The sequence below is a fragment of the Flammeovirga kamogawensis genome, from assembly GCF_018736065.1.
GTDB classification, from domain to species: Bacteria; Bacteroidota; Bacteroidia; order Cytophagales; family Flammeovirgaceae; genus Flammeovirga; species Flammeovirga kamogawensis.
In genome coordinates, this window is sequence record NZ_CP076128.1 from 2,913,001 (window position 1) to 2,930,045 (window position 17,045).

Here is a 17,045-nt window from a genome sequence, read left to right on the forward strand (position 1 = left end):
CCCTTAAAAGAAGATTAAAATGAAAAATATAAAATTAATTATTGCATTGATTGGAATACTTAGTCTATCCATTAAAGTTATGGCTCAAGTTCCTTCTCCTGCAAAAAATCAAACAAAAGGAATACTTCTTACAGGAGCCTTAATACACAATGGCAAAGGTGAAGTAATTGAGAATGGAGTTATCGCTTTTAAAGATGGAGTAATTACCTATGTTGGGACAGACTTTTCTGATGCTAGTTATGAAGTAATTAATACTGATGGGCAAGAAATATACCCGGGCTTAATTTTGCCTACTTCAGAACTCGGACTTGTAGAAATTGAGGCTGTAAGTGCATCAAATGATAACTATGAAACTGGGAGGATAAACCCAGAAGTTCGTTCTGTAATTGCTTTCAATACAGATTCTCATGTTATTCCTACTGTTAGAAGTAACGGTATTCTAATAGAACAAGTAATGCCAAAAGGAGGAATATTCTCTGGTAGATCTTCTATTGTTCAACTAGATGCTTGGAACTGGGAAGATGCTATTGTTCAAGAAAACGATGGTCAACATTTACATTGGCCAAGAAAATATTATTCTCCAGGTTGGACGAGCCCAGAAAAAGGGTTACAAATATCTAAATCATACCATAAATATGTAAAAGTAATTGAGCATACTTTAATGGATGCGGAAGCTTATAGCAAAGCTACTGATATCAAACTACCAGATTTTCCTATGGAAGCAATGAAAGAATTATTCTCTGGAAAAGAGAAACTTTTTATTCATGTAGACGAGGCTAAAAGTATTGTATCAGCAGTAAAAATGGCTCAAAAATACAACATCAAAAACATTGTAATTGTTGGTGGTGCAGATGCTTGGTTAATTACTGATTTCTTAAAGGAGAATAACATTCCGGTTTTACTTACAGATGTACATTCATTACCTAAAAGAGAACAAGAAGCTTACGATTTACCTTACAAAAGAGCAGCATTATTACAAAATGCAGGAATCTTAGTTGGATTAACACATTCGAGTGCTTCAAATTCTAGAAACCTACCATTTTATGCAGGAACCGTTGCAGCTTTTGGTTTAGATAAAGAAGAAGCATTAAAGATGATTACTTCTAACACTGCTAAAATTCTAGGGGTTGAGAAGAAATTCGGGACTTTAGAGGTTGGAAAATCTGCAACAATTATTGTTAGTAAAGGTGATTTACTCGATATGAAAACAAGTAAAATAACTAATGCATTTATAGATGGCAGAGCAATTGATTTAAATAACAAGCATTCTATGTTATACAAAAAGTTTAAAGATAAATACGAGAATTAATATTCTTTGACAAAAGGCTGAACGATTAGTATAAACTACGTTCGGCCTTTTTCATTTTAACAATTAACTTTGTAAAATGTCATCAACCACATTATTTAACCCTGCCAAAGATAAAAAATCTAAGCACCCAATTATCTTAATACATGGGGCATTATTTAATGCAGAAGCTTGGAAAGGTAATTTTTATGAGTATTTCTCAGAAATTGGATATGATACTTACGCCATTAGCTTAAGTGGACATGGAGAAAATGGAAATAAAGTTTTACTCAACCTTTATGGCTTAGAAATTTATACCAATGATGTAATCAACCTTATTACTTCATTAGATGAAAAACCTATTGTTATAGGGCACTCTATGGGTGGTTTAGTTACACAACTTGTAGCACAAAGAGTTTCTTTGCAAGCTGCTATTTTATTGGCTGCAGTTCCTCCTTATGGCATTTTAAATTCCATGACATCCTCGTTTTTTTCTAATCCAATTAGTTGGGGGAAATTTGCTGCATCTACGCTATTCCCTTTTTGGAAATTTATAAATACTGAAGCTCCAGAAGGTATTTATACCACTCCTCCAAGTAGAGAAGTTCAAATGCACGTAAGTAAAAATATACAGAGAGAATCCATTCGTGCAATGTTAGAAATGTGTTTAAAAAACTTTGATATTGAACCTCAGAAAGTAAACTTCCCAATGTATCATATCGGTTTTAGAGATGATAAGATTATTTTTCCTGAAGATGTAGAAAAAACAGCAGTTCTATATAACCATGAATCTAAGATTTTTGAGAAAATGGCACATGCATTTATGTTTGAACCAAGTTGGAAAAATGTTGCTGAACACATAAAAGAATGGATTGTTAATCAATAAATTACAACATTGAGTTATAATACTTGATAAGCTCAATTAAACCTTCTTTTTGTCTGAAGTTCACATTATTTTTACTAATGTAAGATGCAACTTCTGACTCCTTGCCAACAAAAACTTTTAATAGGTGTTTCTTTCTTGTATCTACAAGTTGAAGGTGGCTATTATCAATTAAGAAGTATAGCTTTTCTTTTAGAGCATAGTCATATAACACTTCATTTTTATGAGGGTTAGAATGAACTCCCCTTGCTTCATTATTCAAACGCTCCTCATCAAAAGTTGTATTAGGTCGGATTATTGTCTTTAACAAATAAGGGTAAGCAAGTAAACTTAAATCTCCTTTTAATATTTCTTGATAAATTCCTAAAGCAGGTACCCCTTCTCTTAAATAGATATCAGCATTAATAAAATTAAAATCTGTTGTACCTGTTTCCGTTCCGTCTTCATCATAATTGACCTCAATCATTTTGAAGCTTTCTATTGTATGGCTTTCAAAAGTAACAATTGTAGTGTCTAAAATTTCCATTCCTCCGTAAAGAGAAGACGATTGGACTGTCAGAATTTCTACCTGATCGTGCTGTAAGTCATACAATACAGGTACATCTATAAATTGTTCTCCTGTTTTTAAAATTACATTTCCTTGCGACCAATTAGGAAAATAAAATACAGTACTATCTCTTTCGTAATATTCCTGTTCTTCTAAATCTGCTTGAATTTTTCCCATCATAGACTTATCCTTCTTTTGCTTCTTTTTATTTTTTTCTTGAGCAAAAGAGAGTAATGAAGGAACTAGAAAAATGAATAGTACTAATAGACGAGGCATAATCATGAAAAAAATAGTTTAGTGACCTTCTGTAGATAGAAGAGTTATAACATTAGTAATATAGTAAGTTATTGGGTTTGATAAAATAAAAAAAGGTTGACTTACTAGAAGACAACCTTTTTAAAAACACGATTTATCTTTTCGACCTTAAATCAATTAGTATGATTTAGAGATATCGATGAAGTCTCTTGAAGCTAAAGAAGCACCACCAATTAAACCACCGTCAACATCTGGTTGAGCGAATAATTCTTGTGCGTTACTTGGTTTAGCAGAACCACCATAAAGGATAGGAGTTGCATCTGCAACTTCTTGACCATATTTAGCAGCAACCATATCACGGATATCTTTGTGCATTTCTTGAGCTTGTGCAGAAGATGCTGTTTTACCAGTACCGATAGCCCAAACTGGCTCGTATGCTAAAACTACTTTACCAAAGTCCTCTGCAGAAAGGTGGAATAAACCTTCTGATAATTGTTTTTCAACAACTGCTTTTTGAGTACCAGCCTCACGCTCTTCTAATACTTCTCCGAAACAGAAGATTGGAAGCATGTTGTTTGCTAAAACAGCATCAGTTTTTGTTGCTAACATTTCGTTAGATTCACCAAAATACTCACGACGCTCAGAGTGACCTAAGATTACATAATCGATACCGTAAGAAGCTAATTGAGGAGCAGAAATCTCTCCTGTAAAAGCACCTTTAGGTTCAGTGTAACAGTTTTGTGCACCAACAAATACATTTGCTGAATTTCCGATTAATGACTTCACTTTGCTCAAGTGAACAAATGGAGTACACATAATAACTTTTACATCAGAAGGAGTTTCATCCTTTGCCATGTTTACTACTTCAGATGCTAATGATTCTGCTTCTTCTTTAAGAAGGTTCATTTTCCAGTTACCTGCTACAATTTTTTGTCTCATGATATTATGATTCTTTATTGAATGTAATTTTTAATAATCAGCTGCGAATATACATACGTATTTCTTGATTCAAAATGAGATTCGTCATACTGAAATTGAATATTTAAACAATTAACACAAAAATAGATTGTAATTTTTCCATATTATGGAAAAGTGGTTTCAAAATGAAACAAATATAAAATTGGCACACAATAAAAAACCAACCAAAATACTTATTATCAAATAGTTAACTAATATTAATTAACTATTGGCACAGTTAATGAATATTAGTTATTGGGTAAAGAATCATAGGTTAGTCACCTATTGTATGGCATGATACACCAGTAACATTAACCAGCTGTGGAAAGACACTTGAAAATTTTCAAGTGTTTTTTTTTACACAAAGGTTTTTGAAAACTAAAGAACTCTTTTGATTTAGGATATTTTAGTATTAGCTTTACAAATGTAAAATAACAATAACTTTACACACGACTCTTTAAATTATATAATCTCAACTTTACTCTACACTTCTAGACTAGAAAAGATAACTCTATTCTATAAATCTAACTCTGTCTATATTTTTTTAAACATAAAAAAACAGCCTTACGTTATCCATAAAGCTGTCTTTCTGATGTATTTTATTTTTTAGATTTAGAAATCAAAAGCTAAACCAATATTAAAACCCCAATACGCTACGCTATCATATCCTTGAGCACCTGTTTGATAATTATACTTTACGTTACTCAATAATGATACTCCTGCATCTCCTAGTGGTACAATAACACCAACTTCTGGCGCTACAGCAAATCCCCAATACTGATCAGAAACAGCAACACCACCTACTTGACTTGTGAAATATGTACCTGCTGCACCAATTCCAATACCAGCATAAGGTCTAATACCACCTAGGTTACCTAAATAATAATGAGCTGTTGCTAGTGTTGATAAAGATGTTGCATTCTCATAAGTTTCTCCTGAAATTGCTGAATTTTCTGATGAAAAAGTTTTATTTCCAAAACTTTGATTGAAATAATTAAAACCAATACTTGCACCAACAGATAAATTATCATTTAAGAAGTGTCTGTACTCTAAATTACCACCTCTAAAAGATGCATCTGTAATAGTACTACTATTTGATGGTAACGCCATGTTATAAGAAATTCCAATAAGGTCTTGAGCCGATGCCGTTGATAAACCTGAAACAATTAATAATGCTGCAAGGAATATTTTTTTAATGTTTTTCATAATGATTGATGTTTTTAATGTTTTAAGTTGGATATAAATTAGTCTGCTAAGATGTATGGAGATTGGATAAACATTTGATCGATACCGCTTTTAATACGATTTTGATTATCTACTAAATTTGTTTCTGTTCCATTTAAGATGCCTTGCCAAATTACTGGAACTTGATTCTCACCATCTTCCATTACTGCTTTTCTATTATCTACCATTTCAAGAATTACCGTTCCTTGATCGTAAGAATAATAAGATGTCATTGGATAACCATAAAAAGGATAGTAACCACCCATTGGATACATATCATTCCAACCCCAGTAGCCACCCCAGTAACCACCCCAATAGTCACCCCAGTCTCCGTAAGTTGGCCAAGCTGTAACAGAACCAACAACTGTATTATCAAAAGAATAAGGAAGAACAACTAAATCAGGCTTATCTGTTTCATTTTCTTGAATGAAAGTATAACCTGCTGCTTTCATTTCTAATATTGTTTCATTTATGATTATTTCATCTGTAGATGTTAATTGATAACCTTCTGAAGAATCTTCTCCAATATGGACTACATAATTAGGAACACTAAATGTTTTTGCTGTAGAGAAGCTATCGTTATAATCTGAGTTTTTATTTGTGATTACTGTATCATAATCAGAAACTTGATCTGGATATTCATCATTTGTATTACAAGATGTAATTGAAAATAATGATGCTAACGCTAGAACGATGTAATTAATTTTTTTCATTTTTTGTTTTATTAAGTGATAGCTAGGTTAACGGGAATAATTCTATGTTAAATTTCATTAAATGATTAAAAAACATCAAAAAATAACTTTTGTAAAAAAAATAAGGAGATGTGAAAAATCACATCTCCTTATAGTATAATTTAATATATAAATTTACCTATTTAGGTCTTCTTTGAACTCTCTTGGGGTATAACCAAACTGTTTTTTAAATGCTGCAGAAAAATGACTTGCACTAGAAAAGCCTAAATCCATTGCTATCATAGACATTGTCTTCTCTCCTTCTCTTAATAGCTTTCTTGCTTCATCTAAACGCACATTCTGATGAAATTGATGTATTGTTATACCAAAAACCTGTTTATATAAAGCTCTTAACCTGCTTGCACTTAAACCGCAGTCTCTTGCTAAATCATCAATATGTATTTGCTTGTTTAATTCTTTCTTCAAAATTGTTCGAGCCATAAATACCGCCTTTGTGTTTATAGGGTATTTATTAGATTCTGCTAATTCTTCTCTCTCATGAATTTTAGAAAAGAAAACAGCAATCAAATGCAATGCACAAGCATGTACTAAATCATTTTCATATGTCTCATTGTCTTTAAAAGAAAAGATACGCCAAAACATTCCATGCATTATAGGGTCAAATTCTTCAAACACATAATAAGGTTTATCATTATTAAAAACCTCTTTTACCTTATCAGACTTATTGATTAAATTTTTAAAATGAGTATCTTTTATTCTAATTGATATAAAATGAATATCTCTATTTGGCGTAAAATCCCATGACATAGAATCTTTATTATTTGTAGCAAAAACTCCTTGAGTGAGTATCGGAAAACTTTCTAGAGAAACATGATTTTCTTCTTGATTTTCACTTTGGTCAATTCCGAGTGATTTATTATCGTCTGGATCTCCAAAAAATATTGGTTTAAAAGATGATATTTCACTTAAACTTTTACCTGTTGAAGTAATTTTCTGCTTTAGGTTTAATTTGAAACGAAAAACTTCAATGTATTCATTACACTGAAAACCTTTTATTGTTCCTTTGCCAATGGCATTATCAAAAGTAATGGTTGTATCATTGCTAAGTTTCCCTTGAAATATATTTCCCCAAGCTTCTAAAGCAATCTGAAAAGGTGATATCTCCATAATATATATAAATTCTATTGTTGCAAAACACTGAAACTAATACTAATAAAAAATAGACTAGTAATTATTAAATCCATAATGGTTATAACACTATGAATATAAAAAGAAACCACCACTAATATATCTATTAATGGTGGTTTCTTTTTATTGTTATATAGTTTCTTATCTCAACTTATTGATTAACTCCGCATATTTCTCAATTGCAAAGTTATTATCCGAGAATAAGTTTTGCATTCTTAGTACTGTAAGACCAGAATAACTGGTATTTGTACGTGTTAATGCTTTCTCTATTTGTTCCCATCCTGATTCTGAATACAACTCATGGTAAAGTGCATTTTCACCCATTACCTGAATATCTAATTTTTTAGCTGCATTAGAGAACCACATTACAAGATCTTCAGCTCTAGAGTACCCTTCCCAGTCCTTGTTCATTTTTTCTAAACAAGTAAAGTGAAGTACTACTTTATCTTTAAAGTCTTTGTCAATAATTTTCTTCAGCATCTCTGTATATTCATCACGGTCTGATGCATCAATATTTGGATACGGAGCAATTAAACCTGCAGTAATTTCTGCTACACGAGGCTGATTAGGATCACTAACTAACCAGTGTATACCAGGCATTTTAAAACCTACAGGAACATTCTCAAACTCATCTGTGAAGATTTCTGTTGCTCTTCTAATTACTTTATTACCATGTTTAGCAAGGCTTTCGTTATACCAGTTAAAGAAATCTAGCCCATAACGAGATGTAGAATAATTATTATTTTTAAATAATTCATCTGCATCTGGCATCGGAATTTCTTCTGCTGACTCATACGCTGTATGCCAAACTTCATTAATGTAATCTAGACTACCGTAGATGTTTACAATATGGCGTTGGAAATCTTCTACAGCCAATCTACTATAACATTGTAATGTACCACGGTTTGGATAATCTCCCCAATCATGAGAGTTGTAAGAAGGGTATCTCAGCTCACCTGCAGGTCCTAGACTAATATTTATTTCATCTGTCATCCAAGCATACTTTTTATAACGTTGCTTAAATGCTTTCATAAAACGCTCGTAGTAAGGTATTACATAGGTATCTGCCCATAAAGACACATATTCTACACTTACATCTCCTGTTTCTGATACATATTGTAAATCTTCGATAGATTTAAGGTTCGAATTTTCTTCAACAATTTTACCCCAAATCCAAAGTGGAATCATTTGCGTAAAATCATCATTTACGTTACCTCCAGCTTGATGGAATGATAAAATTGGCACCCAATTCAGCCCTTTAGATTCAATAAGTTTTACCATGTTATCATAGTATTCCCAATCAAATTCATTCGACTGACGACCTTCTACAAGTCCCCACCAAATATCTATAGAAACTGCACTTACTCCAATTTCTCTCATTTTATCTAACTGTCTTGAAACAGTTATCCAATCCTGATCTTGCAGTAATCTTTTTGCATTATGTGTTTTTACATGAAGTGGTCCCATCACACGGAAAGATTTTTGTTTTCTTTCAATATGATCATCCTTAAACTTCACTTTTCTAATTAGTTCACCTAAACGAGCACTACCTGTTCCTGTTGTATCAAATAATGCTTTCATGTTATTTACAATCAAGCCGTGTAAGCTATGATTTCTAAATAACCATTCTTCAGAAGTATCCCATATTACGTGAGAGTTTATTCCTTCTGTAGATGAATTTTCTAAAATGAAACTAATATTATCCGCATCACCAAACTCTAATAGGTGTTTTAGTTTTAATGCGTATTCTGAATCAGATTTATATTCTGTTCTACTTTTTGTAGGAATAATAAAACGTAAACGTCCTCTATCTATACCTTCAGATAAATGATCTAAAGATGTAGTATATGCTTTTTGAACATCAACCTTTTTACTTAATGATAATATCCCTGCACCTACTTCTGTAAGATGAGGGGTATTTTTTAAGTTTTTCTCTGCATAAGCAGAAGATAAACGTATACATAATCTTGACCCTTCAAAGCCACCATCAGAAAATACATTCTGAAGAATATGTAATAACTTATTTCCGTGATTTGTTAAAGAGTGGTTATACCATTCTGTTACATCATTTCCATATAAGGTATCGTAATATTTACGCCCTTGGAGTACATCGTTTTCTTTAAAATAAACAAACAAGCTTTCCTTATCTGTTACTTCTACTCCCCATTTTTCTCCTGCAGAGATATAATCTCCATATTTTTCTCGAACATAATTGTCAAAATCCTCCATTGCTGTAGGAGAATAACATTGCATGTTTCTTCTAGGGAAAGCACATTCATTAATAGGGTAACTTAACTCTCCTTGCGGAGTTGTAGAAATAAGCATCCTAATAAATCGACCTGATATATCTGAGAAATTATGCTTGAAAGATCTAACTAATTCTTCATAGTAAGGAAGTACATAATGATCTGCCCATAAAGAAACAGACTCCTGAGCACTACCCCCACCTTTATTTACATATTTAAGCTGACTTAAGTACTTTATTTCCTCATTGTCTTCCATGAGTTTACCCCATAGCCAATCAGGCAAAGTACATAAGTAATTCTCTTCGTAATTATTGATCATCTGAAAATTAAACTCGACCACAATTTTTATATCGTGTTCTACGAGTTTATTAATCATACTTCTGTAGTATATCCAATTGTATTGAATATGATGGTCTACATTGTCAGAAGCTTTACCTTCTCCTTCTACAAGTTTCCATAGTATTGGTACCAAAACAGTATTTATTCCTATTTTTTTACCTCTAATAATCCACTTTTCTAACTCTGTCCAATCTGGATCATTTGTAGAAAAACATGTATCTGGCTCTAGGATAGAATATGGTAAACGGACTTCAAAAGTCTTCATTGTATTATGATATAATTTGTTAGTAATACCTTGATAAAGGGATTGTTATGAGAAGGTACAAATATTATTCTGAATTCTCTATCCTCTTTATGAAGTTTAAAAACACACACGATGAGATGTTTTGTTGTGCAACAAATATAGTGAAGATTTTTTCAAATCAACTTTGCTACAAACCTTTAGCTAAAATTCAGTATAATATTAATACCCTAATCAACTCAGATATATATCAATACACCTAAAATATCACTAGAATTAATAACTCTAAACACATTCATCCTAATTTTTACTCAAATCGTAAAAATATACTAAATCAACGATTCTCTACCATGAAAAAGATACTTCTTATAATAATCATCTCATTTACTTCAACCCTATATAGTTTTGCTGATGATATATACAATTACAAAAGAATGCATTCTAGTTATGTTTGCTCTGATGATATCATTTCAAAAGGTGATCCTTCATCAATATATATAAAAGTGACTAAAGGAATGCATAAAATAAAAACTGTGAACGCTGGTGGAGTGGATGTAACCATCTTTGAAGGCAATGGAAATACATTAATTTTTGCAAAAGAAATCAATAAATATGGTTGGATAGCTTTTAAAAGTTCTTCTAATATAAATATGGGTAATGCTTTAAGAGAATTAGTAATTAATATATATAACCTAGAATAATTTCTGTTAACTATCTTAAAGGTAATTGTTTACCTATTAACCTAAATAGTCTTTATAGTATAATATCAACATAATTATTATTACTATGAAAAGGTTAATAACTAGTTTTCTCTTATTTTTGTTCTTTTTTTCGGCAACCTCATCATTTGCAGATGGCATCTATACAACAATAAAAAGTAAATTTGTTGCATCTGTAGATACTATTGGAGCTGGTGATTTTAATGCCGATTTAAACAAAATTACATCAAATTTTGGAGAGGCGAGTAAAGTTAATGTAGGAGGTGTAGATGTTATGATTTTTAAAAATGAATTAAAAACAGTCGTTTTTACTAATCATAGTAATAAATATGGTTGGATAGAATTTGAAAATAATAAAGACAAATTAGCACTTGTAATAAGAGAGCTAATTCTCAATATATATAATCAATAATTATTTTTGTTGATATATTTAAAAGAGCTAATCTCAAAAGGTTGGCTCTTTTTTTTGTTTAATTTGGTCTATAATCACAAATTTTCTTTAAAAGATACTTATAAACAGCATATACATAAGATACATTATTATATAGATTGGATAATTATCTTATTTTTGCACCGTTAAAAAACAAAATTTTTAAAATTACTCAGTAGAGAGATATACATGGACGCAAAAAGTATTCGCCGTACGTTCCTGGAATTCTTCCAGAGCAAGCAGCACGCCATCGTTCCTTCGGCACCACTTGTGATTAAAAATGATCCTACCTTGATGTTTACAAACGCAGGTATGAATCAATTCAAAGATTATTTCTTAGGAAATAAAGCCGCCGAGAATACACGTGTAACAGATACTCAAAAGTGTTTACGTGTATCTGGAAAGCACAACGATTTAGAGGAAGTAGGTATTGATACTTACCACCACACTATGTTCGAAATGCTAGGTAACTGGTCTTTTGGAGATTATTTTAAGAAAGAAGCTATTGAGTGGGCTTGGGAACTTCTTACAGATGTTTACGGTCTGCCAAAAGATAGATTATATGTTTCAGTATTCGAAGGCGATAAAGAAGACGGTACTGAGCTAGATCAAGAAGCAATAGATATTTGGAAAGGTTTAATTGATGAAGATCGAATTATCCCTGCCAATAAAAAAGATAACTTCTGGGAAATGGGAGAAACTGGTCCTTGTGGTCCTTGTTCTGAAATCCATATTGACCTTCGTAACGATGAAGAAAGAGCTAAAATTGATGGCTTAACTTTAGTAAACGAAGACCACCCATTAGTAGTAGAGATCTGGAACCTTGTATTCATGCAATTCAACAGAAAAGCAGACGGTTCTTTAGTTTCTCTTCCAAGCAAACATATCGATACAGGTATGGGATTTGAACGTTTATGTATGGCGATTCAGAAAAAAGAATCGAACTACGATACAGACGTATTCCAACCAATGATCCAATCTTTAGCAGCTAAATCTGGTAAAGTTTATGGTGAAGATGAGAAAATCGATATTGCAATTCGTGTAATTTCTGACCACATTCGTGCAATTTCTTTTGCTATCGCTGATGGTCAATTACCATCGAACAACAAAGCAGGTTACGTAATTCGTCGTATCCTTCGTAGAGCTGTTCGTTACGGTTATACATTCTTAGGGTTCACTAAACCGTTCATGTACGAGTTAGTTGATATTCTTTCAGAACAATTTGATGAAATCTTCCCTGAGTTAATTTCTCAAGCAGACTTTATCAAAAAAGTTGTGATGCAAGAAGAAGCTGCTTTCTTACGTACGTTAGAAAAAGGGTTAGTGATTCTTCAAAAAGCTATGGATGGTTCTGACAAAGTTATTGCTGGTAAAGAAGCATTTACTTTATACGATACCTTCGGTTTCCCTCTAGATTTAACTGAACTAATTGCTTCAGAAAACGGATTCACTGTAGATACAGCTGGGTTCGATGCAGCAATGAAAGAACAAAAAGATAGAGCTCGTGCTGCTTCGGTTTCTGAAAAAGGAGATTGGATTGATGTAAACGAGGGCGATGAAGTTGAATTCTTAGGCTATGATGTTTTAGAATCTGATGCTCAAATTTTACGTTACCGCGAAGTAACAGAGAAAAAGAAAACAATCATTCAATTAGTACTTGATCAAACTCCTTTCTATGCAGAAAGTGGTGGACAAGTTGGTGATAAAGGTATTTTAGTTTCTGGTGAAGAGACAATCGCTATTTTCGATACAAAGAAAGAGAACGATTTGATTATTCATTTTGCAAACAAATTACCAAGTAATCCTTCTGCTCCTGTTCTTGCTAAAGTAGATGCTCACCGTAGACAATTAACGGAGAACAACCACTCTGCAACACACTTACTACACGCTGCACTGCAAGAAGTATTGGGTGAGCACGTTGCTCAAAAAGGTTCTTTGGTAAACGATAAGCATTTACGTTTTGATTTCTCACACTTCCAAAAAGTAGAAGCGGAGGAGTTAGCACAAATTGAAAAGATCGTTAACCAACGTATTCGTCAGAATATTCCTTTAAACGAGCAACGCAACGTACCAATTGATGAAGCAAAAGACATGGGTGCTACTGCTTTATTTGGTGAAAAATACGGTGACTTTGTTCGTGTAATTACTTTTGATAAAGACTACTCTGTAGAACTTTGTGGAGGTACTCACGTAGCTGCTACTGGTCAGATTGGTTTATTAAAAATTACTGCAGAATCTTCTGTAGCTGCTGGTGTTCGTCGTATTGAGGCAATCACTGCAGATGCTGCCGAAGAATTTGTTGATGGTCAGATTACTTTATTACAAGAGATTAAAGAGCTTTTAAAATCAAAAGATCCTAAGAAATCTGTTATAGATTTAGTAGAAACAAAAGCTGCTTTATCTAAAGAAGTAGAAACACTTCGTAATAAAGAATTACAAGCTGTAAAAACGGAATTAGCGTCTAAAGCTATTGCAAAAGACGGTTTCAACTTTATTGCAGAGAAAGTATCTGTACCAAATGCTCAAGGATTAAAGCAATTGGCTTACGACTTAAAAGCTGTTGTAGACAGTATGTTCTTAATCTTAGCAGCAGATGTTGATGGGAAACCTCAAGTAGCTGTTATGATTGACGAGGAAGTTGTGAAAGCTAAAGATTTACATGCTGGAAATATCGTTAAAGCTCTTGCAAAAGAGATCAAAGGCGGTGGAGGTGGACAACCTTTCTTTGCTACTGCGGGTGGTAAAGATATTAATGGTTTGGACGCTGTTGTTGTAAAAGCACAAGAGTTAGTTTAATAAACTCCTCTTTTAAAATATAAAACGGCCTTTCCTTTATTGGGGAGGCCGTTTTTTTATGCCCACGACTGAAGTCATGGGGTTGTAAATTTTCTTTAATAATTTATAAATGAAACTTTTTTATTGATGTTTAAAGTGAGGTTTTAAAACTTCATACCACTCATCAGCTGTGCCAACATCAAATAATTCAAAAAAGGTTACATTATTTACTTTCCAACTTGAGAGATCTTGATTAAAAGTAGTAGCTCCATTAAACATTGCATACATATCTGTAACATTTGAAACATCCCAACATGAAATGTCTTGATTGAAAGACTCTGCATTTCTAAACATATTTCGCATTATTTCCACATTCGATAAATCCCAATTCGAAAGGTCTTGATTAAATGACTCTGCACCAAGAAACATAGCTTGCATACTTGAAACTTTTAATAATTTCCATGAAGAAAGGTCTTGATTAAAAAATGTTGCATTGTAAAACATCCCTACTACTTCTTTAACATTTTCTACATTCCATTGTGATATATCTTGATTAAAAGAACTTGCTCCTCGAAACATTTGACTCATCACTATCACGTTTGATACATCCCATTGCGATATATCTTGATTAAAAGAACTTGCCCCATCAAACATTCCTCTCATATGAGTTACATTACTTACATTCCATTGCGATATATCTTGATTAAAAGAGCTTGCCCCAAAAAACATATAACTAGATGCATTTAAATTTTTGACATTCCATCGCGATATATCCTGATTAAAGGAAATTGCTCCTCTAAACATTAAACTCATCTGAGTTACATTACTCACATCCCAATCCGATATATCCTGATTAAATATGCTCTGGTCTTTAAATAATCCATACATATTTCTTACTTCGCTAACATTCCATTTTGATATATCTTGATTAAAATTTTCAATTCCTTCAAACATATACAACATACTTGTGACATTTGAAACATCCCACTTCTCTATTGAGCCATTAATAACTTTAACTTCTGAAAAAAGTTTTGTCATATCCGTAACACATGAGGTTATTACATAAGTAACATCATTTCCTTCTTTTATATATTTCTTAAGTGATTTATTATCTACAATCAAATATCTTTCATTATCAATAGTAACATAATCACCAACTTCATAACGAAAATCATTACAATCTACTTTTATTGATTGTCCTTTAAGCTCTAAACAAAAATGAAATAATAAAATACTGAATAGTATAACTTCTCTTAATGGAAACTTTATTGTTGTCATAATAATATTTATCCTTTTTTTAATTTAATATAAGGGTTTTATAAATTAGTATACCATTTATTTAAATAAACAATAATGAATAGTCTTCAAACTTTTTTCATGCATCAAGAATAATTCTTGCTAGATAGAGTATTAGTTTTCTATATCATAAATAAAATCATTTATAACCTTTTGATAAGACTTATAAAGATTATACATATTATCTATGAGCTTTAAGATTTTATCATAATCTGTTTGCCAAACTAAAGTTGAAAAAACAAGGTAATATTTTGCCGTTTTAGGATCGATAAAATTATTTAAAATCACACAATTTCCAGTAAAGTCTGATATAAATTCAAGAGATGGAGTTAATGGGGTAAATTTTTTATCTCCATTTAATTGATATCCTTCTAAAAATCTACTTTTTGATACATCAATACTATTTCCAATCAGCTTATTAAAGAAGTTAAGGATTGAGATTCTTTTATGTAAATGAAAAGTTTGTTTCGGTTCAACAATCTCTATCCAAATTTCGAAATTCTTATCTTTAGAGCTACCATTACCCAAGTGAGTACCTTTATATTTAGCATACTCGATATCTAATGCTCTAATATATATTTTCACCCCTTCATATATAATTTCAAAACTATAATCACAATCTGTATCGGAAATTATGTATTTCAAAAACTCATAGCTACACGTTTTATCAGAAAACTTATTATATAGCCTCTTCCATGACTTAAAAGGAAAATCTATTTTTTGTGTTGTTTGCATAATACCAGTTTATTATCAATAATAATTTCCTCATTAAGGTATCACTTATAAATCTTTTCTACTTCATCATTTGTCACTTGGTAGATATAAGAATAGTGACTTCTTCGAGTACTATTGAGAAGATCTTGAGCAAATGAATTCGAGGAAATTAAAATAAATAATGCTAATAATTTTAGAGAAGCTTGCATACTGTTAGTGTTTTAGTTTAAGCCATCAAATTACAAAATTATTTAAGCTATTTAATCAAAAACACTCCTTTTAATAAAGTAAAAGAACTCAAAGAATGTTATAGTGCTAATGGATTAACATCCAAATTAATTCCTTTAGATTGAAGCATAGAGCTTAGAGGGCGACTATTAATGACAAAACATTGTCAGACTTGTCTTTTAATTTTATTGTTGAACAGCAGCAACTGATTATTGAAGAAATCTAATATATACAGATAGTTTTTTACAAAAAAAAACCACTCTAAGCAGCATTGCTTAAAGTGGCTTTTTTATAATGTGAAAACTAATTATCTCACTTCCACAATTTCATTTATATCTAATCTAGATTTAGGATTATTTGATGGTTGATTACCATCTTCTTCATCTCTATAACCAATCATTACAGCTACTAATGGCTGATAACCTTCTAGACCTAAAATTTCTTTATATTTTGCTCTATCAATTCCTTCCATAGGTGTAGAATCTATCCCCATAGCTCCTACTGCAGATAAGAAATAACCAATTGATAAATAAACTTGATCCGAGAACCAATTTTTAATTACATCTTCACCTTGAGGTTTCAACATTGTATTAAAATAACCAACAGCTCCTTCTGGAAGGTATTCATTGATGTCTTTTTCGAATTTATCTACGTTATCTACAGCACTAAAAACAACTACATGACTCCCATCTTTTAATTTAGGAGCATTAAAATAAGATGCTTCAGCTAATTTTTCTTTTAACTCTTGGTTTCCAACAATAGTAAACTTCCAAGGCTGACTATTTATTGAAGAAGGACTTAATCTTAAAATTTCTTTTAATTTTTCTAAATCTGAATCACTTACCTTTTTAGAGGCATCATATTTTTTTGTTGTATATCTAGACTTTGCTACTTCAATAAATTCCATATTTGTATTTTTTTGTGTTGACCTTATCAACGTTAAAATTCTTAAAATTGTTTCCATCAAAAGAAATTATTGTGACTTGTTCACTTTTTTATATTAATAATAAAGTGATAAATTATTTA

General features: G+C 31.6%; 14 protein-coding genes. 5 read left to right on the top strand and 9 right to left on the bottom strand.

The genetic code is table 11. The features are described 5' to 3' along the window. Nucleotides 1-19: 19 nt before the first annotated feature. Both KM029_RS11630 and KM029_RS11635 read left to right on the top strand, forming a co-directional pair. Nucleotides 20-1,309, top strand: coding sequence for an amidohydrolase family protein (locus KM029_RS11630; RefSeq protein WP_240050292.1), 1,290 nt, complete (start codon nt 20-22; stop codon nt 1,307-1,309). Nucleotides 1,310-1,385: 76 nt separating this feature from the next. Beyond that, nucleotides 1,386-2,171, top strand: coding sequence for an alpha/beta hydrolase (locus KM029_RS11635; RefSeq protein WP_144073445.1), 786 nt, complete (start codon nt 1,386-1,388; stop codon nt 2,169-2,171). Between the two features lies 1 nt (nt 2,172). Here the strand turns inward: KM029_RS11635 and KM029_RS11640 are convergent, their stop codons facing one another. The 6 genes from KM029_RS11640 to KM029_RS11665 form a co-directional block, all read right to left on the bottom strand. Continuing rightward, entirely contained in the window at nt 2,173-2,991 is an 819-nt protein-coding gene (locus KM029_RS11640) for a hypothetical protein (protein ID WP_144073446.1), read from the bottom strand. 156 nt (nt 2,992-3,147) lie between these two features. Continuing rightward, on the bottom strand, nt 3,148-3,909 hold the full coding sequence (gene tpiA / locus KM029_RS11645) for a triose-phosphate isomerase (protein ID WP_144073447.1): 762 nt from the start codon (nt 3,907-3,909) through the stop codon (nt 3,148-3,150). A gap of 630 nt (nt 3,910-4,539) precedes the next feature. Continuing rightward, nucleotides 4,540-5,133, bottom strand: coding sequence for a porin family protein (locus KM029_RS11650; RefSeq protein WP_144073448.1), 594 nt, complete (start codon nt 5,131-5,133; stop codon nt 4,540-4,542). 38 nt (nt 5,134-5,171) lie between these two features. Then, entirely contained in the window at nt 5,172-5,864 is a 693-nt protein-coding gene (locus KM029_RS11655) for a DUF4136 domain-containing protein (protein ID WP_144073449.1), read from the bottom strand. Nucleotides 5,865-6,017: 153 nt separating this feature from the next. Continuing rightward, nucleotides 6,018-7,010 (bottom strand): helix-turn-helix domain-containing protein, encoded by a 993-nt coding sequence (locus KM029_RS11660; RefSeq protein WP_144073450.1) that lies wholly within the window; start codon nt 7,008-7,010, stop codon nt 6,018-6,020. Between the two features lie 162 nt (nt 7,011-7,172). Continuing rightward, nucleotides 7,173-9,881, bottom strand: a complete 2,709-nt coding sequence (locus KM029_RS11665) for a family 14 glycosylhydrolase (protein ID WP_144073451.1) — start codon at nt 9,879-9,881, stop codon at nt 7,173-7,175. A 326-nt stretch (nt 9,882-10,207) separates the two neighbouring features. On the opposite strand from KM029_RS11665, the gene KM029_RS11670 reads away from it, so the two are divergent. The 3 genes from KM029_RS11670 to alaS all read left to right on the top strand — a co-directional run bounded on the left by KM029_RS11670 (nt 10,208) and on the right by alaS (nt 13,802). Beyond that, on the top strand, nt 10,208-10,558 hold the full coding sequence (locus KM029_RS11670) for a hypothetical protein (RefSeq protein ID WP_144073452.1): 351 nt from the start codon (nt 10,208-10,210) through the stop codon (nt 10,556-10,558). An 85-nt stretch (nt 10,559-10,643) separates the two neighbouring features. After that, a complete protein-coding gene (locus tag KM029_RS11675) occupies nt 10,644-10,988 on the top strand; it encodes a hypothetical protein (protein WP_144073453.1) in 345 nt (114 codons plus the stop codon). Between the two features lie 207 nt (nt 10,989-11,195). Further along, on the top strand, nt 11,196-13,802 hold the full coding sequence (gene alaS, locus KM029_RS11680) for an alanine--tRNA ligase (protein WP_144073454.1): 2,607 nt from the start codon (nt 11,196-11,198) through the stop codon (nt 13,800-13,802). Between the two features lie 120 nt (nt 13,803-13,922). Here alaS and KM029_RS11685 read toward each other — a convergent pair whose 3' ends face one another. The 3 genes from KM029_RS11685 to KM029_RS11695 form a co-directional block, all read right to left on the bottom strand. Continuing rightward, nucleotides 13,923-15,059, bottom strand: coding sequence for a BspA family leucine-rich repeat surface protein (locus KM029_RS11685; protein ID WP_144073455.1), 1,137 nt, complete (start codon nt 15,057-15,059; stop codon nt 13,923-13,925). Between the two features lie 132 nt (nt 15,060-15,191). Next, nucleotides 15,192-15,812, bottom strand: a complete 621-nt coding sequence (locus KM029_RS11690) for a hypothetical protein (protein ID WP_144073456.1) — start codon at nt 15,810-15,812, stop codon at nt 15,192-15,194. Between the two features lie 514 nt (nt 15,813-16,326). Then, a complete protein-coding gene (locus KM029_RS11695) occupies nt 16,327-16,926 on the bottom strand; it encodes a nitroreductase family protein (protein ID WP_144073457.1) in 600 nt (199 codons plus the stop codon). Nucleotides 16,927-17,045: the final 119 nt, after the last annotated feature.

Coding starts and splice junctions, on each gene's coding strand:
- KM029_RS11630 (WP_240050292.1), top strand. CDS start 20: ATGAAAAATATAAAATTAATTATTGCATTGATTGGAATACTTAGTCTA.
- KM029_RS11635 (WP_144073445.1), top strand. CDS start 1,386: ATGTCATCAACCACATTATTTAACCCTGCCAAAGATAAAAAATCTAAG.
- KM029_RS11640 (WP_144073446.1), bottom strand. CDS start 2,991: ATGCCTCGTCTATTAGTACTATTCATTTTTCTAGTTCCTTCATTACTC.
- tpiA (WP_144073447.1), bottom strand. CDS start 3,909: ATGAGACAAAAAATTGTAGCAGGTAACTGGAAAATGAACCTTCTTAAA.
- KM029_RS11650 (WP_144073448.1), bottom strand. CDS start 5,133: ATGAAAAACATTAAAAAAATATTCCTTGCAGCATTATTAATTGTTTCA.
- KM029_RS11655 (WP_144073449.1), bottom strand. CDS start 5,864: ATGAAAAAAATTAATTACATCGTTCTAGCGTTAGCATCATTATTTTCA.
- KM029_RS11660 (WP_144073450.1), bottom strand. CDS start 7,010: ATGGAGATATCACCTTTTCAGATTGCTTTAGAAGCTTGGGGAAATATA.
- KM029_RS11665 (WP_144073451.1), bottom strand. CDS start 9,881: ATGAAGACTTTTGAAGTCCGTTTACCATATTCTATCCTAGAGCCAGAT.
- KM029_RS11670 (WP_144073452.1), top strand. CDS start 10,208: ATGAAAAAGATACTTCTTATAATAATCATCTCATTTACTTCAACCCTA.
- KM029_RS11675 (WP_144073453.1), top strand. CDS start 10,644: ATGAAAAGGTTAATAACTAGTTTTCTCTTATTTTTGTTCTTTTTTTCG.
- alaS (WP_144073454.1), top strand. CDS start 11,196: ATGGACGCAAAAAGTATTCGCCGTACGTTCCTGGAATTCTTCCAGAGC.
- KM029_RS11685 (WP_144073455.1), bottom strand. CDS start 15,059: ATGACAACAATAAAGTTTCCATTAAGAGAAGTTATACTATTCAGTATT.
- KM029_RS11690 (WP_144073456.1), bottom strand. CDS start 15,812: ATGCAAACAACACAAAAAATAGATTTTCCTTTTAAGTCATGGAAGAGG.
- KM029_RS11695 (WP_144073457.1), bottom strand. CDS start 16,926: ATGGAATTTATTGAAGTAGCAAAGTCTAGATATACAACAAAAAAATAT.